The organism is Pseudotenacibaculum haliotis, from assembly GCF_042684245.1.
Taxonomy (GTDB): Bacteria; Bacteroidota; Bacteroidia; order Flavobacteriales; family Flavobacteriaceae; genus Polaribacter; species Polaribacter haliotis_A.
The window spans coordinates 293,570-312,554 of sequence record NZ_JBHULH010000001.1; the positions used below are offsets into that span (position 1 = coordinate 293,570).

At 34.9% G+C, this 18,985-nt stretch carries 18 protein-coding genes; 5 read left to right on the forward strand and 13 right to left on the reverse strand.

From position 1 onward, the window contains the following. Positions 1-22: 22 nt before the first annotated feature. Positions 23-1,066: a helix-turn-helix domain-containing protein gene (locus ACFSRZ_RS01405; RefSeq protein ID WP_379664729.1), complete on the reverse strand. Its 1,044-nt coding sequence runs from the start codon at positions 1,064-1,066 to the stop codon at positions 23-25. A gap of 37 nt (positions 1,067-1,103) precedes the next feature. After that, positions 1,104-1,601 carry a DinB family protein gene (locus ACFSRZ_RS01410; protein WP_379664730.1) on the reverse strand — a complete coding sequence of 166 codons (498 nt, stop codon included), beginning with the start codon at positions 1,599-1,601 and terminating at the stop codon, positions 1,104-1,106. 235 nt (positions 1,602-1,836) lie between these two features. Here ACFSRZ_RS01410 and ACFSRZ_RS01415 point away from each other — a divergent pair, with 235 nt between their 5' ends. After that, the gene (locus ACFSRZ_RS01415; protein ID WP_379664731.1) at positions 1,837-2,526 is read left to right on the forward strand and encodes a hypothetical protein; all 690 of its coding nucleotides are present in this window, start codon (positions 1,837-1,839) and stop codon (positions 2,524-2,526) included. A gap of 35 nt (positions 2,527-2,561) precedes the next feature. Here the strand turns inward: ACFSRZ_RS01415 and ACFSRZ_RS01420 are convergent, their stop codons facing one another. Then, positions 2,562-2,738, reverse strand: coding sequence for a CAL67264 family membrane protein (locus ACFSRZ_RS01420; protein ID WP_379664732.1), 177 nt, complete (start codon positions 2,736-2,738; stop codon positions 2,562-2,564). 116 nt (positions 2,739-2,854) lie between these two features. Here ACFSRZ_RS01420 and ACFSRZ_RS01425 point away from each other — a divergent pair, with 116 nt between their 5' ends. Both ACFSRZ_RS01425 and ACFSRZ_RS01430 read left to right on the forward strand, forming a co-directional pair. Further along, the gene (locus tag ACFSRZ_RS01425; protein WP_379664733.1) at positions 2,855-3,829 is read left to right on the forward strand and encodes a retropepsin-like aspartic protease; all 975 of its coding nucleotides are present in this window, start codon (positions 2,855-2,857) and stop codon (positions 3,827-3,829) included. Beyond that, entirely contained in the window at positions 3,829-4,794 is a 966-nt protein-coding gene (locus tag ACFSRZ_RS01430) for a glycogen-binding domain-containing protein (RefSeq protein ID WP_379664734.1), read from the forward strand. Before ACFSRZ_RS01425 ends, ACFSRZ_RS01430 begins: the two co-directional genes overlap by 1 nt. Here the strand turns inward: ACFSRZ_RS01430 and ACFSRZ_RS01435 are convergent, their stop codons facing one another. The 8 genes from ACFSRZ_RS01435 to ACFSRZ_RS01470 form a co-directional block, all read right to left on the reverse strand. Further along, a complete protein-coding gene (locus ACFSRZ_RS01435) occupies positions 4,795-6,819 on the reverse strand; it encodes an oxidoreductase (protein WP_379664735.1) in 2,025 nt (674 codons plus the stop codon). A 122-nt stretch (positions 6,820-6,941) separates the two neighbouring features. Beyond that, positions 6,942-9,026, reverse strand: coding sequence for a S9 family peptidase (locus tag ACFSRZ_RS01440; protein ID WP_379664736.1), 2,085 nt, complete (start codon positions 9,024-9,026; stop codon positions 6,942-6,944). A gap of 137 nt (positions 9,027-9,163) precedes the next feature. Then, positions 9,164-10,036, reverse strand: coding sequence for a pirin family protein (locus tag ACFSRZ_RS01445; RefSeq protein ID WP_379664737.1), 873 nt, complete (start codon positions 10,034-10,036; stop codon positions 9,164-9,166). A gap of 24 nt (positions 10,037-10,060) precedes the next feature. Then, complete coding sequence (locus ACFSRZ_RS01450; RefSeq protein WP_379664738.1) at positions 10,061-10,498, reverse strand: MarR family winged helix-turn-helix transcriptional regulator; 438 nt, start codon at positions 10,496-10,498, stop codon at positions 10,061-10,063. Beyond that, positions 10,498-10,746 (reverse strand): glutaredoxin family protein, encoded by a 249-nt coding sequence (locus ACFSRZ_RS01455; protein WP_379664739.1) that lies wholly within the window; start codon positions 10,744-10,746, stop codon positions 10,498-10,500. The genes ACFSRZ_RS01450 and ACFSRZ_RS01455 overlap by 1 nt, the downstream gene beginning before the upstream one ends. A 130-nt stretch (positions 10,747-10,876) precedes the next feature. Continuing rightward, positions 10,877-13,387, reverse strand: a complete 2,511-nt coding sequence (locus tag ACFSRZ_RS01460) for a S9 family peptidase (protein ID WP_379664740.1) — start codon at positions 13,385-13,387, stop codon at positions 10,877-10,879. A gap of 146 nt (positions 13,388-13,533) precedes the next feature. Further along, positions 13,534-14,061 (reverse strand): NADPH-dependent FMN reductase, encoded by a 528-nt coding sequence (locus ACFSRZ_RS01465; protein ID WP_379664741.1) that lies wholly within the window; start codon positions 14,059-14,061, stop codon positions 13,534-13,536. Positions 14,062-14,066: 5 nt separating this feature from the next. Further along, positions 14,067-14,438, reverse strand: coding sequence for a DoxX family protein (locus ACFSRZ_RS01470; protein WP_379664742.1), 372 nt, complete (start codon positions 14,436-14,438; stop codon positions 14,067-14,069). A 153-nt stretch (positions 14,439-14,591) separates the two neighbouring features. On the opposite strand from ACFSRZ_RS01470, the gene ACFSRZ_RS01475 reads away from it, so the two are divergent. Further along, positions 14,592-16,220, forward strand: a complete 1,629-nt coding sequence (locus ACFSRZ_RS01475) for an acyl-CoA carboxylase subunit beta (protein ID WP_379664743.1) — start codon at positions 14,592-14,594, stop codon at positions 16,218-16,220. 63 nt (positions 16,221-16,283) lie between these two features. Continuing rightward, positions 16,284-17,003, forward strand: a complete 720-nt coding sequence (locus ACFSRZ_RS01480; RefSeq protein ID WP_379664744.1) for a YebC/PmpR family DNA-binding transcriptional regulator — start codon at positions 16,284-16,286, stop codon at positions 17,001-17,003. A 13-nt stretch (positions 17,004-17,016) separates the two neighbouring features. Here the strand turns inward: ACFSRZ_RS01480 and ACFSRZ_RS01485 are convergent, their stop codons facing one another. Both ACFSRZ_RS01485 and ACFSRZ_RS01490 read right to left on the reverse strand, forming a co-directional pair. Next, positions 17,017-18,048: an AMP-binding protein gene (locus ACFSRZ_RS01485; RefSeq protein WP_379664745.1), complete on the reverse strand. Its 1,032-nt coding sequence runs from the start codon at positions 18,046-18,048 to the stop codon at positions 17,017-17,019. After that, positions 18,023-18,985, reverse strand: a complete 963-nt coding sequence (locus ACFSRZ_RS01490) for a CPBP family intramembrane glutamic endopeptidase (protein ID WP_379664746.1) — start codon at positions 18,983-18,985, stop codon at positions 18,023-18,025. Before ACFSRZ_RS01490 ends, ACFSRZ_RS01485 begins: the two co-directional genes overlap by 26 nt.

Consider the following 18,985-nt stretch of genomic DNA (forward strand, 5'->3'; position numbering starts at 1 on the left):
GTTATAAATTAGAAGTTCGGATTTATAAATTTGAACTTCTAAATTGTGAGGGGGTTATTCCAACAATCTTTTTAAATGCGGTATAAAATGTTGATTTTGAGTTAAAACCACATTCGTAAGCAATTGCTTCTAAAGTAAAACTGGAGTTTGACAATAATTTCTTTTTAGCTTCTTCTATTCTGTATTCATTAACGAAACTAGCAAAGTTTTTACCTAAATTATCGTTTAATAATTGAGAAAATTGATGAGTAGTCAGTTGAATTTTCTTGGCAACGTCTGATGACTTTAAATTCGGGTTTTTGTATAATGATTCTTCTGACATCACATTTTTTAGAACCTCAATTAAAGCTTCTGCTTCAGAAGACTCAAATTTCTTATCGGCATATTTCTCTGTAGGATTAAAAATAATCTTACTCTTTTTTCTATTGAAGAATAAAAACAATATCATCAAGTAAAAGAGAAAAGAAAAAGTCAGTGCCCCTGTAATATAGCTTGTAAAATAGGAGAATTTATAAGATGCCCAAACAGCAAAATTTCCAAAGAAAATACTCAACACCCAAACATCTGAACTCGTTACTTTTGATCTGCCTTTGAGTGCTTCTTTTAAGGCTGGTAGTAATTTATATAATGAGAGTAAAGTATACACTAACCATACATAATAAATAGCATCTATAAAATAGGGGCGCCAAAGATCTATATTTGTTTTAAAAGGATATAAAAATCCTACGACCAAAGCTGTTATCAACAAAAAAGTAAAATGATATATCCATTCCTTTTTAATTGAGTTGTGAGCGCCTTTTACAGACATTATATAGAAATATAAAAAAGGGCCTATAAATAGGCAGGCGGTTAATCCAAATTGTAAATAATGAAATGATAAATCAGGGTTGAAGTAAAAGAATACCGACTTTCCGGTTCTAATACTGATCATGAGTAGAAAAGCTCCTAAAAATTTATTGGAAATGTGTCTTGATTTGACAAAGAACAAAAAATATAAGCTTAAGATAACTCCGTTGAATGCTCCTAATGCACTGAAGAAAAATAAAAGCTCTTTACTAATTTCCACTCAGACTAACGTTTGAGTAAATATAAAAAAGAATCTCTTAAGAATTTACTAATTCTTTCTTTGGAGTTGTTGGGTTGTATCCGAAATCCTCATCCGGTAATTCAACACCAAGTCTATTGACAATAAACCCAATAGTAGCAAAATGGTGAATGGCATGACTATGTGCCTGAATTAAAGCGCTAGCCAAGGTATAATTTGCAGTAACCTTTCCGGTTCCTAAATCATCAGTAACTGAGATCATCATTTCATAATCGTCATCAGACAATTGGTGTAATTTCTGAATAATTGTATTAAAATATTCTATTCCTGCTGCAGTAGTTTGTTCGGCTAAAGGGTTTCTTTCTCTTGCAGAAAAATCAACCTTTTTACTTTCCATTCCATTAAAAATACACGAAAAGACATCAAGTATATGTCGCATATGCGATCCAATACTAGAAAAATAGGGCGGTGTAGAAGTGTTACTATATTGTTCGTCGGTGATAGAATTTAGTAATTTTATTCCCCTGTTCAGGTTCTTTTCGATGGCGTCAATCATAGATGCGATTTTCTCAGTGATAAATATATGAGTTTAATTTAAAATTTGTGAAGTTTTCTGACGAATTCTGTCAAAATCTGTTCACTTTACAACAGTAGTCGCAATAAAGACTTTCAATTACAAAAATTGTTTCAAAAACATGTTTTCATTTTTTTTGGCACGCTCTTTGGAATTTAGTTTTCAAATGCGGAAGCCGAAAAGCATACGAGTAGGCACAACCCTAAAACCACAAATTATGAAAAAAGGTGTACTATTATTATTAGCAATGTTCATGATGGTTTCTTATGTTGAAGCCAAAAATGGCAAAAAATCAACTGAGATCTTTGGGGTAGAAAATCGTTATGATGATGCTGTTACTTTTGTAGAAAGAGGAATTAGATTTCATGTTTTCTTAAATGGAGATTTCGATTTTGACTCTAGGTATCTTAGAAACAACAGAAGAAACCGAAGAATTAGAATTCAAAGAGATTACCAAGGTAGAATTAAACGAATAGGAAATGTTAACATTAGATATGATTACAGAGGGAATGTAAGAAGAATCGGAACTGTTTACATGAGATACAACAGAGGAAGATTAACGAATGTAGGAGATCTAAGAATCAAATACAACAGATGGGGAACTCCAAGGTTTTACGGAGAAGTGAGATATAATGATTATTACAACGATTATTATTATGATGATGGTTTTTCTGTTGGATTTAATATCAACCTAGGAACTGTTTGTTCTTACAACGATCCTTATTTCTATCAAAGAGAGTTTAGAAACAACTATAGAAAGTTTAAAGAAGATGATAACTTCTATTATTACAGAGCAAATCCAAAAGCAAAGGTTTCTAGAGATAAAGTTCTTAAGAGAAGAAAACCAGCAAAAGTTGTGAAGAAAAAGAGAACAACTAAAGAGTATAAAAAAAGAAAAAGATCATAAAAAAAAGACCGCCTAATGGCGGTTTTTTTTATTTTCTAAACTCTTCCTTTTAAAGCATTAAACACCCAGGCTATGGCAAAGAAACCAATTCCAACTGCTCCAAATCCCCATCCAGCTACATCATCATATCTAAAAGCACCCAAACCAATTAGGGCAATACCAACTACAACCATGATGATTGTAGCCCAAGCTAAAACTCCATTTTTATTCATTCTTGTTAATTTAAAACTAAAACTCTCTTAAAAAGAGATGTTTTTTGTAACGATTGTTGACAAATATCGTTCTTTTTTTTAAAAGGTCATTACAATATCTATTCATACAATAGTTAATGAAATCTATATTTAATTTTTTTCTCTTTTTTTGTGTTTTTACCGCCTTTGCTAGCTCAGATCCTAACAAAGAGATAGATGATATAGATACCTTTCATTTTACAAATGCTGAAGTCATTAACAAGTATACAACTCGTATCCCTTTTAAGTTGGTTGACAGGCTTATTGTTATTGAAGGTGTTCACAAGAAAAAGAAGGGATGGTTTGTAGTAGATACCGGTTCTGAAAAATTGCTTTTGAACAAAGTTCATTTCTCACACCTGGCTACTCGAAACAATCGAGTAAACAAATCTTCCGGTGTATTGGACTTTGTAGATAATCCTATTGAAAAAAGAGTTCAGCAATTGTCTTTTCAAAATCTAAATATTCGTGATAAGCGCTCAGATATCATAGACCTCTCCCATATAGAGAAAAGCAAAAAGATTAAGATCTTGGGAATTATAGGCTACAATATTCTTAAAGACTATGAAGTCTTTGTAGACATGTACTTAAATCAGATTACTTTGACTAAGATCGATACGAAAGGGAACAAACTGGGCAAGCAAAAATATCTGGAAAAAGTTATTGATAGTATTGACTTTGAATTGAAAAAACACACCATTGTTATCGAAGGAAGTATCAATGGAAAAAAACTTAAATTTGGCTTGGATACTGCTGCTGAATTTAGTCAGCTTAACAGTAAAGTATCTCGTAAAGTTCTAAGGTCATTTTACCCGAAAAAAAGAATCAAATTAAGAGGAGCCAGTAGCGCAGAGATTGAAGTTATTTCGGGGCGATTGTTCAAATTAAAATTAAGTGAGACTGTGTTCTTCGGTCCTATTAATACGATCTTGACCAATCTACGAAGTATGAATCATGCCTTTGGCACAAAATTAGACGGCGTATTAGGATATGACTTTTTTGCTCAGAAAAGAGCCATCATCAATTATAAAAAAGAGAAAATATATTTTATTAATTACCCTTTGATTCGATAATGAATAGAAAAACATACATATTATTTTTCATTCTTTCGCTAGCTTGTTTGTTCAGCTTCGGACAAAAAAGCGATGTAAAAGGATATCGAATTGAAGGTGATGAAATTGTTTTTTCTTTCAACAAAAGTGACTATGCTATTGTGACACATGAAAAAAGCAAGGCTAAATTTGATTTTGATGATTTTGATATTGATAAAGTGGTTGTATCCGGTCAGTTTAACAATTGGTCTCGAGATGGATGGAAAATGAAAAAGCTTACTGATGATTCTTACGAATTGAGAAAAAAAATAGCTCATTTTCAAGATGACTTCACCTGGGAATTTAAATTCTACGTCAATGATGCTTATTGGGCTGAGCCTTCGGGTGATATTGCGAATGTAGTTCCTGCCAAAAGCGAAACCGGAAAATCGTATTATACCTACAACCTGAAAATTCACAAAGGCTATCCATCAGAAAACGGGAACAAGACATTTCTTTTAAAAGGTTTTTCTGATGCTAACAAGGTTATCTTAACAGGATCTTTTAACAAGTGGGATGAGGAAAATTTTGAGATGAAAAAAACCAAAGAAGGTTGGAAGCTTACGTTACAATTACGCCCTGATACTTATGAATATAAGTTTATTGTTGATGGAGAGTGGATACACGATCCTCTTAATCCTGCTAAAGTAAAGAATGAATACGAAGGATATAACTCTGTATTTTCCATCACATCTAACATCACTTTTATCTTAAAAGGTTATTCTGAAGCTCAGAAGGTAATTCTTGCCGGATCTTTCAATAATTGGAATGAAGGGGGTATTCAAATGAAGAAGTATAGTAAGGGTTGGAAAATCACTCTACCTCTACACAGAGGGAAACATCACTATAAATTCATTGTAGACGGAAGATGGATGGTAGATCCTACCAACTCTGTAAAAGAGTATGATGGTCATGGAAATATCAATTCGGTAAAAATGGTCAAATAACTACAAGCGAGCGGCTAAACGACTACCTTGATCAATAGCTCTTTTTGCATCGAGTTCTGATGCAACATCAGCCCCACCTATTACGTGTACTTTCTTACCAGAAGCCACAACAGGTTCATATAGTTCTTTAAATGGAGTTTGCCCTGCACAAATTACAATATGGTCTACCTCTAAAACCTTTGCTTCTCCTCCTTGAACATAGTGCAATCCCTGATCATCAATCTTTGTGTATTGTACTTCATTGATGAACTGAACGTTTTGCTTCTTTAGGTTTGCTCTGTGAATCCACCCGGTTGTTTTTCCAAGCTTTCCACCAAACTTCCCTTTGCTTCTTTTAAACATAAAGATCTCTCGTTCGCTAGGGTGAATTACAGGCTTAACTCCTTCAATACCTCCTCTTGCATTAATTGTTTTATCAATACCCCATTCTTCTAGCCATTTGTCTAAGTTTAATGTAGTAGATTCTCCTTCATGTAATAGATATTCAGACAGGTCAAAACCAATTCCTCCCGCACCAATCACTGCTACCTTCTTTCCTACTGGTTTTTTATGTTTTAACACATCTAAATAGCTCAGTACCTTTTCATGCTCTATTCCTTCAATTTTAGGAGTTCTAGGCTTGATTCCAGTCGCAATTATAATTTCATCATATTCTGAATTGATCAAATCTTCTTTGGAAACTCTAGTATTCAATTTTAACTCTACATTGTGTAGTTCTATTTGCTTATTGAAATAGCGAATGGTTTCGTAAAACTCTTCTTTTCCCGGAATTTGCTTGGCTATATTAAACTGTCCTCCAATTTCCTTATCGGCATCAAATAAAGTAACATGGTGCCCTCTTTGTGCAGCAATTGTTGATGCTGCCAAACCAGCCGGTCCGGCTCCTACAACTGCAATCTTCTTTTTATGTGTAGTAGGTTCATAATTTAATTCTGTCTCATGACATGCCCTAGGGTTTACCAAACAGCTAGCAACTTTTCTTTTGAAAACATGATCTAAACAAGCTTGATTACACGCAATACAAGTATTGATCTCATCTTCTCTTCCTTCTTCGGCTTTATTAACCCATTCCGGGTCTGCTAAAAAAGGCCTAGCCATTGAGATCATATCTGCATCTCCTCTAGCCAAAACTTCTTCTGCAATATCCGGCATATTAATTCTGTTGGAAGTTATCAATGGAATTGACACTTCTTCTTTCATTTTTTTAGTTACCCAAGTAAAAGCTGCTCTAGGAACTGATGTGGCAATAGTAGGAATTCTTGCTTCATGCCACCCGATACCTGTATTGATAATGGTTGCTCCTGCTTTTTCTATTTCCTTTCCTAAGCTTACTACTTCTTCCCAAGAACTCCCTTTCTCAATCAGATCTAACATGGATAATCTATAGATGATGATAAAATCTTCACCAACAGCTTCTCTAACAGATTTTACCAATGCGATTGGGAGCTTCATACGATTCTGATAAGAACCTCCCCATTCGTCAGTTCTTTTGTTGGTATGCTCTACAATAAACTGGTTGATCAAATATCCTTCAGATCCCATGATCTCAATCCCATCATATCCTGCTACTTTTGAAAGCTTGGCACAGTTTACAAAATCTTTGATCGTTCTTCGAATACCTGACTTAGTCAGCTTAAAAGGTTTGAACGGATTGATAGGTGCTTGGATTTTAGAAGGAGCTACATTGAACGGGTGGTATCCATATCTTCCTGCATGCAGAATTTGCATACATATCTTTCCTCCTACATCATGTACCGCTTTGGTAATCTTTTGATGTTCTCTGGCATGTTTTTTTGAAGACATACGTGCTGAAAAAGGACCTGTCCATCCTTGAATATTCGGAGCAATTCCTCCAGTTACAATCAATCCTACTCCTCCTTTTGCACGTTCTGCATAATAGGTAGCTATTTTCTCAATTCCATTCTTTTCCTCTTCTAATCCGGTATGCATAGAACCCATTAAAATCCTATTTTTCAAAGTGGTAAAACCAAGATCTAAAGGCTCAAAAATATGTTTGTATTTCATAAAAAAACTTGCTTAATTATTATGCGTGCATAATAATTGCAAGATACAATTTTTTAACAACTAAAAAGAAATAAAAAAAGTCGCCTAAAATTAGACGACTTTATATGGGTAGTAAGCTCAAATTATTTGTTCAATACCAAATGTTGGATAAAGAACTCCATCATTCTGTCTCTATTCACAGCTGTATGTCCTCTATCTGGCCCTACTTGTACTTCAAAGCTTTTTCCTTCTCGTTGTAATGCTTGAATTAGTTGTAGAGAATTAGATGGATGTACATTGTTATCATTGGTTCCGTAGTAAATCATCAATTCTCCTTTTAAATCTTTCGCGTAGTTCATCAATCGAGATGCTTCGTATCCTTTTTTATTATTTTCTAACAGATTCATATAGCGCTCTGTATATATATTGTCATAGTTTCTCCAATCTGTTACAGCTGAGTTTGCTACAGCTACGTGATATACATCCGGGAATCTCAATATACATGATGCTGCTGTTGTTCCTCCATAAGAGGTTCCATATACTCCTACTCTATTTTTATCAATATAAGATCTGCTATACAATGATTTAATTCCGGCTGTAAAATCATCCATTTCAACAATTCCTAAGTTACCATAGAGTTTATCCAACATTCTTTTCCCTCTTCCTCTTACATTTCTTCCATCTATTTTTACAATGATGAATCCATATTCAGTTAACGGGTTTGGATAAACAAAAGATTCTCTAAAAGCATTGGTAGCCGGTCCGCCATAATTATCTAAGATCAAAGGATATTTCTTAGAAGGGTCAAAGTTTGACGGAAATTGAATCATTCCATGTAATTGAGTTTCTCCATCGGCAGAAGTAAATGTAAATACTTCGGCTGTTTTAAATCCTAGTTCTTTAAATCTAGACATATCGCTTTTTGCAATCTCCTTTACCAGTTTTCCTTTTGAGTCTACAAGGTTTACAAATGGAGGAATCTCATGAGTTTGTGCAATGTCTATAAAGTGTTTTCCTGTTGGAGATAATACAACTCTGTGGTTGAATTTTGGATCTGTAAGTCGTGTATTCTTCTTTCCATTGAATCGTACTCTATGCAATTGCATTTTCATATGATTCTCTCCGCTTCTTGCCATGTAATACAACAGTTTATTTTTCTCATCTACTTTTACAATTCTTCCAACTTCAAAATCATGATTTGTCAATGCATTTACTAACTGTCCGTTATAGTTGTATAAATAATAGTTGTTAAATCCTGTTCTCTCAGAAGCCCAAATAAAATGTTGCTTGTCTTCTAATTCATAAATTTCTGGAGAATTTTCTGTGAAACTAGCCGGCCACTCTTCTCTAACAATAACTCTGGTTTTCCCTGTTTCAGGATTACCAGCTCTATACTCCATAATATCTTGTTTACGATTGGTGCTGTGGAAGAGTAATTCTTTTCCGTCCGGTGACCATTTGATATCGTATAGATAGGTTCCAACGGCTCCATCATGGAATGGCTTTCCATCTCTGGTTTCTAGTTTGATCGTTTTCTTAGTTTCTAGATCATATACCAACAAATCTACAGGTAAGTTTTTGGCTCCTACTTTTGGATACGCTTCAACCTCCAAAGAGTCTTGTATTCTGGTTTGGTGATAAAGTACATAGTATTTTTTAGCATCTTTTTCTTCAAATCTGTAAAATGCAATCTTCTTATTATCTGGAGACCACCACATAGCAGTATTTTGCCCCAATTCTTCACCATAAACCCAAGTAGCTATTCCATACTTTACTTGATTTTCATCATTTCCATCTGAAGTAATCGCAACTACATTAGAACCATCAGCATTGCTGATATACATATTTCTATCTTTTGTATATGCTGTTAGTTTTTTATCTGGAGAAGTTGCAGAAGCGTATTGTCTACCTCTAGCAGGTCTATTTCCTCTTCTATAGGGTTGTCTTTTTGGTCTTTTATAAGCTTCAGATTTTACCACCTTCTTTTTTCGAACATCAAAAGTATGTACTTGATTATTCTCTAGATATGTAAATGTTTTACCATCTTTACTCCAATTGATATTGGTGTTGGCTCTTTTAATAGATCCATATAGTTTGGGTGCCATTTTTCTATATTGAGTATACCCTGGCATTTTTTTCAATTTATCCTGAGCTGTACTCGTCATAGACATTAGACAAGATACCATTAAAAACAACGGAATTGCTTTTCTTAAGTTGTTAAGGTTCATTTGAATTTGGTTAATATTAATGTTGTAGTAAAAGTACTATTTAATTATATAGACTTGTTCATTTGAAATAAAAAAGAATGATCAAAAACTAAGGTTTCTGATCATTCTTTTTCATAAGGATTGAGAAATAATATTCTTTAATATAAATATCCCATTTTTCCTTGCTGATAATCTCTCAATGCTTCCATGATCTCGGTTTGTGTGTTCATTACATACGGTCCCCAAGACGCTACCTTCTCATTGATCGGTTCTCCAGATAAGATTAACAAGTTGCTTACCTCTGTAGCTTTCATATGGATATGAGTTCCTTCTTGTGTAAAGGTGACCATTTGCGTGGCTCCTTTTTTCAGGTTTTGCTCATTGTTTACAATTGCTTCACCATCCAACAAATACAAAGCTGTATTATGTCCTTCAGGAATATTTATTGTTATTTCACCTGCTGTATGAGCTTTTACAGTAAACACATTTATTGCCGTTTGTGTTTTGATCAACCCTTTTTTACCAGCTTGTTCACCTGCTACAACCTTTAACTCTAAACTCTTATCGTCATTTTGTACTACAGGTATGTCTTCACTTTTTACATGCTGATAAGCAGCGGGCATCATTTTCTTCTTTGCAGGAAGGTTTAACCATAATTGTATTCCTTCCAACTCTCCTCCTCTTTCCACAAATTCTTTGCTGGGTCCTTCTGCATGAATGATTCCTCTTCCTGCTGTGGTCCACTGTACATCTCCTGCTTTTACAATCATTTCATTTCCTAAAGAATCTCTATGCAATTGCTCTCCTTTGAACAATAGTGTAATTGGCTCAAATCCTCTGTGAGGGTGAGGCCCCAGATCAAACGGATTGTTTAATGGGCTAATAGCATAGGGTCCATAGTGATGTAATAATAAAAATGGGTCTACTTGCTCCACTTCCTGATTTGGAATGGGCTGACGTAATCGGATAGGTCCCATGCTTACTAATGGGCTATCCATTTTTTGCTGTATTCTTTTTAATTTATTTTCCATGGAAAATATTTGATTAAAATTTTTTTATCGAATCTTGTCTAATAAATCGCTCAGAATTGTTGCTTCTTCATTTGTAAAGTTCTCTAAAAACTCAAGGTTTAGCTCCTTGTCTATTTCAGACAACAACTTTAATCCAGCTTCAGCAATACTGATATACACAACTCTTCTGTCGCTATCACATCGTACACGTTCAATGAGACCTTTATCGCAAAGTTTATCCATCAAGCGTGTTGCGTTGGGAGCTCTTTCAATCATTCTGTCTTTGATCGTTTGTACCTTAATGGGCTCTCCTGCTCCTCTTAAAATTCGTAAAATATTGAATTGCTGTGGTGAGATTCCGTAAGGCTTAAATGTCTCATTCTCATGACTGTTGATCCAATTTGCTGTATACTTAATATTGATCAATGCTTTGATCTTTGGATCTGTAAACTTAGAATTGATATCTTTTGATATGTCTCCCATTAACCTCTTAATTTTAGTTCTTTCATGATCTTGTTAAAATCATCAGATGACGGTGTTAAATATACGTCATCATCTACAAACAAGGTTGGAAATTTTAACTGTCCTTCATACAGCTCTTTGGTGTGCAACTTTGCCTTTTCATCTTTTAACACATCTACATATTGGAACTCAACATCAGATGTTCTTAAAAAATTCTTGAAAGCTACTGTATGAGCGTGTCCTTGTTTTCCGTATAAAGTAATTTTCATGTTACCTCCTTTCAAGGCACAAAGTTACGAAAAAATAATTTATTTTCCAAGGGATATATTTCCAACACACATTTTTTGATAGTGTAAAAAAAAAGCCAAGCTATTTCTAACTTGGCTTTCTGTTTTTGTTTTATTTTTTCTTGGGTCTTTCTCTGTTCATCTCATCCATATTCACATTATCAATTTTAACTCCTAACAAGTGTTCACTAAAATAATCTGCCTTTAGCCAGAAGAAGTATTCTGTCATTCTTCCAAAACCATGTCTTTGTCCCGGCATGATCATAAAGTCGAATCGCTTGTTAGCCTTAATTAATGCATCTGCCATACGAATGGTTCCTCCAGGGTGTACATTATTATCTACATCTCCTGTAACCAACATCAATTTACCTTTTAGATTTTTTGCCAATGATTGGTTCTTGTCTATTTGGTATTTATACGAAATATTTCCTTTTGCATCTTTTATTTCTTCTATACCGTGGTGTGTTTCACTCCACCAGCTATTATAGATCGTATTATCGTGGTTTCCTGCAGAAGAAACAGCTACATTAAAGAAATCAGGATATACCAACATGGCAGCTGTAGACATGAACCCTCCTCCTGAGTGACCAAAGATTCCTACTTTTTCAATATCAATGAAATCGTGCTTATCAGCTAATTGTTCTGCTACGTATTTCTTATCAGCCAATCCGTAATCTCTTAAGTTTCCGTACCCGTAAGTATGGTACCATTTTGAACGACTTGGGTGACCTCCTCTGTTTCCTAAAGTAATTACAATAAATCCTACTTGTGCCATTCTATCTGTACGGTTCATTCTTGGTGAGAATGATTTACTTACTGCCTCAGTTTGTGGTCCAGGGTATACGTACTCGATTAACGGATACTTCTTGTTAGGATCAAAATCAAAAGGCTTGTACATTACACCATAAATATCTGTAATACCATCGTCTGCTTTTACTTTAAATGGTTCTGGGAATTTGTATCCGGTAGCAAACAATTGTGAAAGGTCTGCTTCTTCAAAACTCATGATCAAAGCACCACTTGAACTTCTCAACTCAGATTTAGGAACAGTATTTACTCTAGAGAAGTTGCTAACAAAGAACTTCTTAGAATCAGAAACATTTACTCCAGTATTAAAATCTCCTGGATTCAGGTTTCTCATTCCAGATCCGTTCAAATTGATTCTATATAAATGTGAGTAATAAGGGTCTATATCTTTGTTAACTCCATTTGCTGTAAAGTATAGAACTCTGTTCTTCTCATCAATTCCTTCAAAGCTATCTACATGGAATGGTCCGTCTGTTACCTGGCGCTTTAGTTTTCCGTTAGAGTCATACAAATAAAAATGCCCCCAACCATCACGCTCAGACCAGTGTAAGATCTCTGTTTCATTGTTGAACAAACGAATTGCTTTTCCTCTGTTCTCAATGTAAGTATTAGAATGCTCTTCGATCAATGTTTTTACCTCTCCGGTATTAATGTCGGCCACATGGATATCCAATCTCTTTCTGTCTCTGCTTACTGTACTAAAATATACTTTTCCTTTTTTAGATAATAAATAGGTTGGATTTAACTCATCCCAATCGATAGCTTTCTTTCTAGGTGCTGAGTAAACAGAAACTGATTGCTGAACTGTAGAGTCTAGTTTTACTTTGGTAATGTCTTTAGAAGCAATATCAAAGATCAATAATTCCGGCTTGTAGAAATCTTTTTCTCCAGCCATGTGATATTTATAGGTTTCTAAAGTGGGTCTCTTTCCTGATGTAGTATTAATTACCCAAAGATCGTTGATATGACGTGAGTCTGTTCTTTGGAAAACGAATTTTTTAGAATCACGTGACCAGTTCACAAAAACTCTTTTCTTTTTGTCTTTATTCTTCTTTTTAGTCTCGTTGTTTTCTCCCCAAGAACCTCCGCCGTAACCGTAGTTCTCAACACCGTCTTTGGTCCATTGGTTTTCAACAATTGTAGAGTCCTTTTCATCTTTTGTTGCTTTTAAAAAGTTCTCTTTATCCATCCAATACAAATTATGATTCTTTGAATAGATTACAATTGAGCTGTCTGGAGCAACATTAGCCCAACTTTGCCATTTTTTTCTTTCTTCTTTTTCATTGTCAATAATGGTTAGTCCGTTACCACCTATTCTATACTCTAAGTGATATACTTTCTTTTCCATTTTAGGCTTTTTCTTAGCCCCTTTTTTCTTCTTTCCATCCTTCTTGTCTTCTTTAGCCTCAACTTTTTCGTTTGAGGTAACACGGAAGCGAATGGCTGTTTCGTTTTTAACAAACTTGAAGCTAAATCTAGGTAAGTGTTTAGCTTCATAAGGATCTTTAGTGATCTCAGATAACCATTTGGCCATCTTTACATTATCAAATAATTCTGTTCTTTTTCTTGCATCAGCATCTACTAAATAGTATTTAGAACCTTCACTGGTTTTGTATTGATACCAAAAACGATTTCCTCTTTTTAACCAATTAGGTCTTACAGAGGTAGAGTGTACCAATTTTCCAATATTTGTTGGAGAAAATCTTGCTGCCAAACGATAATTAGGCTTAGGTGTTTTCTTTTCTTCAGGGGTTTCTTGTGAAAAATTTGGTGTAGAAACTAATAACAATAAAGCGAAAAGTAAAAGTTTTTTCATGATTAAGTTTAGTTGTTTTTTTGAAGTTCGATCAACGAATTTAGTAAATAAAAAGCTACACTCTTTTTTTTTAACATAATCAAAGAAAGGATTCAACATATCTAATCTAAATGTTAAATCCTTTCTGCTTTGATTTTCAGTTTTTTTTACAATTCCGTCTCAAAACTGACCACCTTTGTTTTTAATGTCTCATTAAGACCTTGGTCTGTAATTTTTCCTTCTTTAAAGTTCTCGTAGAATGTTGGTAAAGAGAAGTCTTCCACAACTTTTGCTCCTGCTCTCGGATAGTATCCTTTTGCTGTTTCTAAAACTCCTATTCCTCCTCTAGCTCCCGGCGAAGTAGCCATCAACAACATAGGCTTATCATTAAACATATTTCTTTCTACTCTAGACAACCAATCTGTAGTATTCTTGTATGCTGCTGCATAAGAACCGTTGTGTTCTGCTAACGAAACTATAAAACCATCTACAGAATGAAGTTTTGCTGCAAGTTCTTTGATAACTTCCGGAAAACCATTCTTCTCTTCATCTTCACTAAACAATGGAGCTGTATAATCGTTCATATCAATCACCTCGTATTCTGTGTCATTTAATAATGTAGCTGCATAAGTAGCTAACTTCTTATTAATCGAAGTAGAACTGGTACTTCCGGCAAATGCTAGTATTTTTTTCATCTGTCTTAATTTTTAATCGTTTGTTTAGAAGTTCTTCTGTAATAGATATATGATGCTGTCAAGAAGACAAAAGCTAAGATAGAAAACAATTGCTCTCCATCACTGATCATCACATGTGCAAAGAATGCTAGAATTACATTGATAAAAAAGGCTGTATAAGCCCACTCTTTGATTGTTTTGAATTTAGGATACCAAAGGGCAAATAGTCCTAAAAGTTTAGCTACTGCCAATGGATAAACTAAATATGAAGGGTAACCCATTGCTGTAAAAGCTCCTTTGATCATCTCTGTTTGTGTTAAATACATACTCACAGAGAACAACATGATCCCTGAGAAAAGAATTGTAGCTATGTAAAAAATTACTCTGTCCGTTTTCATTTTAATGTTTTTACTAATTATGGGGACAAAGTTAGAAAATAAAAATTTATTTTCCAAGGAATATATTTCCGTGTAATATTTTAAAAGCTTTTTAAGAAATAGAAACTTCTTCTTGAAGCTAAACTTTTGTAAATTCGCAGTAAATTTTTTTGAATGGATATTAACTTCAATAAAAACGAAGATCACAATAAACTTTTAGCATCAGATTTACGCAGAAGACTTGCTCAGGTAAAATTAGGAGGAGGTCAGAAAAGAATTGATAAGCATCACGAGAAAGGAAAAATGACAGCTCGTGAGCGTATTGATTATCTTTTGGATAAAAATTCTGAGAGCATAGAGATTGGTGCTTTTGCCGGTGAGGGAATGTACAAAGAGCACGGTGGATGCCCTTCCGGAGGAGTTGTTGTGAAGATCGGATATATACAAAAGAAACAGTGCATTGTTGTTGCTAATGATGCTACTGTAAAAGCGGGTGCTTGGTTTCCTATTACAGGAAAAAAGAACCTAAGAGCTCAAGAAATAGCTATAGAAAACAAACTACCTATTATTTATTTAGTTGATAGCGCTGGTGTGTACTTACCTATGCAGGATGAGATCTTTCCTGACAAAGAGCATTTCGGGCGTATTTTTAGAAATAACGCTGTGATGAGCAGTATGGGAATTACTCAAATTGCCGCTGTTATGGGAAGCTGTGTTGCCGGAGGTGCTTACTTGCCTATTATGAGTGATGAAGCTTTGATCGTAGACAAAACCGGAAGTATTTTCTTAGCCGGAAGCTATTTGGTAAAAGCTGCCATTGGTGAGACTATTGACAATGAAACTTTAGGCGGTGCTACTACCCACTGTGAAATATCAGGCGTAACGGATTATAAAGCCAAAGACGATAAAGATGCTTTAAATACTATAAAGAATCTTGTAGGTAAGATTGGTGATTATGACAAAGCCGGATTCAACAGAGTTGAAGCTGCTAAGCCTAAAGAGAATGAGGATGATATCTTTGGAATCTTACCAAAAGCACGTCATGAGCAGTACGACATGAAAGAGATCATCAAACGATTGGTAGATAATTCTGAGTTTGAGGAGTACAAAGAAGGATATGGAAAAACCATCATTACTGCTTATGCTAGAATTGATGGATGGGCTGTAGGTATTGTTGCCAATCAACGTCAGGTAGTAAAAAATGCCAAAGGTGAGATGCAGTTTGGAGGAGTGATCTATTCGGATTCCGCCGACAAAGCAACTCGCTTTATTGCCAACTGTAATCAGAAAAAGATTCCATTGGTTTTCTTACAGGATGTAACTGGGTTTATGGTTGGGTCTAAATCTGAGCATGGTGGAATTATTAAAGATGGTGCCAAAATGGTAAATGCCGTAAGTAATTCTGTTGTTCCTAAGTTTACTATTGTTGTTGGAAACTCTTATGGTGCCGGAAATTATGCAATGTGTGGTAAGGCTTATGATCCAAGATTGATTGCTGCTTGGCCTAGTGCTGAGCTGGCTGTAATGAGTGGAAATTCTGCTGCCAAAGTATTGTTACAAATAGAAACAGCTGCCTTAAAGAAAAAAGGTGAAGAGATTACCAAAGAGAAAGAAACTGAGTTATTCAACCAGATCAAGTCTCGTTATGATGAGCAAATCTCTCCTTACTACGCTGCTGCCAGAATATGGACAGATGCTGTAATTAATCCGTTGGATACACGTACGTGGATTTCTATGGGGATAGAAGCGGCAGATCATGCTCCTATTGAGAAAAAGTTTAACTTGGGCGTGATTCAGGTGTAAGAAGAAAGAAGTAAGGAGAAAAGAGTAAGAATTAAAGAAGATTAAGATAAAAGAGTAAAGTACATGGGAAGAGCATTCGAATTTCGAAAAGCACGTAAAATGAAACGTTGGTCGGCAATGGCCAAAACGTTTACCAGAATTGGAAAAGATATTGTAATGGCCGTTAAAGAAGGTGGCCCTAATCCTGAAACGAATTCAAGATTAAGAGCTGTTATTCAGAATGCCAAGGCAGCTAATATGCCAAAAGACAATGTTGAACGCGCCATTAAGAAAGCTTCGGATAAAGATACTGCTAACTATAAAGAAGTATTGTTTGAAGGGTATGCTCCGCATGGAGTTGCTATTATCGTAGAAACAGCTACCAATAACAACAACCGAACGGTTGCCAATGTAAGAGCTGCTTTTAACAAGTGTGATGGTAATTTAGGAACTTCCGGATCGGTTGTTTTTATGTTTGATCACACATGTAATTTTACAGTGAAGAAAGAGGACATTACCATAGACATGGAAGAGTTAGAATTGGAGCTTATTGATTTTGATGTTGAGGAAGTGTTTGATGATGAGGAAGGAATTATTATCTACGCTCCATTTGAGCAGTTTGGAGCTATTCAATCTTTCTTTGAAGAAAACAACGTAGAAATTATTTCTTCCGGTTTTGAACGTATCCCTACGTCTACTACTAAACTTGAAGGCGATCAACAGGCTGATGTTGAGAAATTATTGGAAAAGCTAGAAGACGATGATGATGTACAGAATGTATATCACTCTATGGTCACAGAATAAAAGACAATCAATTTTATATCAAATCCAACGTTTTATTTCGTTGGATTTTTTTTGTCTCTGTTTCTACAAATTCTTTGACAAAATAGATCTGTTTGGGTCTTTCGTATTTTGATAGGTTTGAAAATATATTTTCGGAAATAGAATACGCTTCACTTTCTATAACCAACACTAATTTTTCTCCTAATTCTTCATCAGCAATTCCGGCAACAAAGAATTGGTTTTCTATAAATTCTGATAGTTTTCGTTCGATCTCTTCGGGATGCAATTTAATTCCGCCTGAGTTGATCACATTGTCATATCGCCCTTTCCACTCAAATTCATTTGACGAAATAATTTTGACAACATCATTAGTTACCACACGTTCTTTTGAAACCTTTGGCGCATCGATCACTAAACAATTTCTATCATCTGTAGAAATAGCAATATTGGGCAATGTTTGGTAATGATTCCAAGCTCCATGATTTAATTTTTTGACAGCTATATGAGTAATGGTTTCTGTCATACCATACGTTGCATAAACTTGAGTAGATACTTGCTGTAACTGTTGTTGCAACTCAAAGGAAACGACACCTCCACCAACGATCAACTTACGAACTTGATCTAATTTCTCTAGAGAATTTCTCACTTGAAGCGGTACCATGGCAGAAAAATCATACTTCTTGTGTATTCCTTCTAGTGGTGATGAGCTAGGTGCAACCACATCTATATGCCAGCCAAGTGTCATTGCTCTTACGAGCATCATTTTTCCGGCTATAAAATCTATAGGTAAACAACACAAAGCTTTGGTCTTCTCTCCTATTTGAAAGAGAGCTCCTGTTGCTTGTGCAGAGTTCTTCATAAACTCTTTTTGAAGCTCTATGTTTTTAGGTTTTCCTGTAGAGCCTGATGTTGTAACACTAACAAAAGGCTTTTCTGAAAACCAATCGGATAAAAAGGTATGCAGTGCATTGGAAATGGACGCAGAAAATTCCAACAGCTCTTTCTCATCAGAAAAAGAACGTCCATTCAATTGAAATTCTTTATGAACCCAATTCTTCAATGACATCTTGATTGATAGGTTTTTCTACTTTTCCAAAAAGTTTTTCTTGCCAGTTTTTCCAACCGTATTTTTTAGAGAAAATAATAAGTACTAATGGGTATAAAACAAATACAGGCAAGAACATTTCCCATCCAACAGAAGGGTCTGAAGTATCTACATACAATGCATCTGTTCTAAATACTGTCCAATCTGTAGTTACAAATAGCGCTGCTATGATATTGTTGATGGCATGCATTCCAATAGCCAATTCTGTTCCTTCATCCAACAGCGTTACAATTCCAAAAAAGAATCCGGTACCTATATAAAATACAAAAGCAATATATCCTATTTTATCGATCTCTGGATTGGCTCCATGCAACAGACCAAAAACAACTGAGGTAACAATTAATGGAAACCATCTGTTCTTTACCCACATTCCTATGGCTTGCATATAATAACCTCTAAAAAGGTGTTCTTCTAAGCTGGTTTGCAACGGAATAAAGAGAACTGATACTAATACTAACGTAAAGAAAGGAATAGGCTTGAAATTCCATTCGTAACTTTCAGGTGATAAAAAGATATCTAGCCCAATGAAGATTATTGATATCGCTCCCCAAACAGTTACTCCAAAGAAGACTCTCTTCCAATCTATATTATCTCTTGAAGTAACAATCCATTTCCATTTCTTTCTATGGATTGCTCTTACTGCTAAGTACAGCATTAATAGACCTGCAACAAAGGATAAAATCATCAAGAATAAGTATAAGTTAGAATCCATACCGATGTTTAGCCATGCATCATTGGCCGTCTCAGAAAAACGTTGCATGTCTCCATCTACTTGATTATAGGCTGCAATAGCCAAAGGAATAGATCCTACTTGAGTTCCTATAAACACTAGGATTAATGTAACTATGTACATCCACCAGTCATTTTTTCCTTTATATCCTGTCTGAAAAAAATTCAT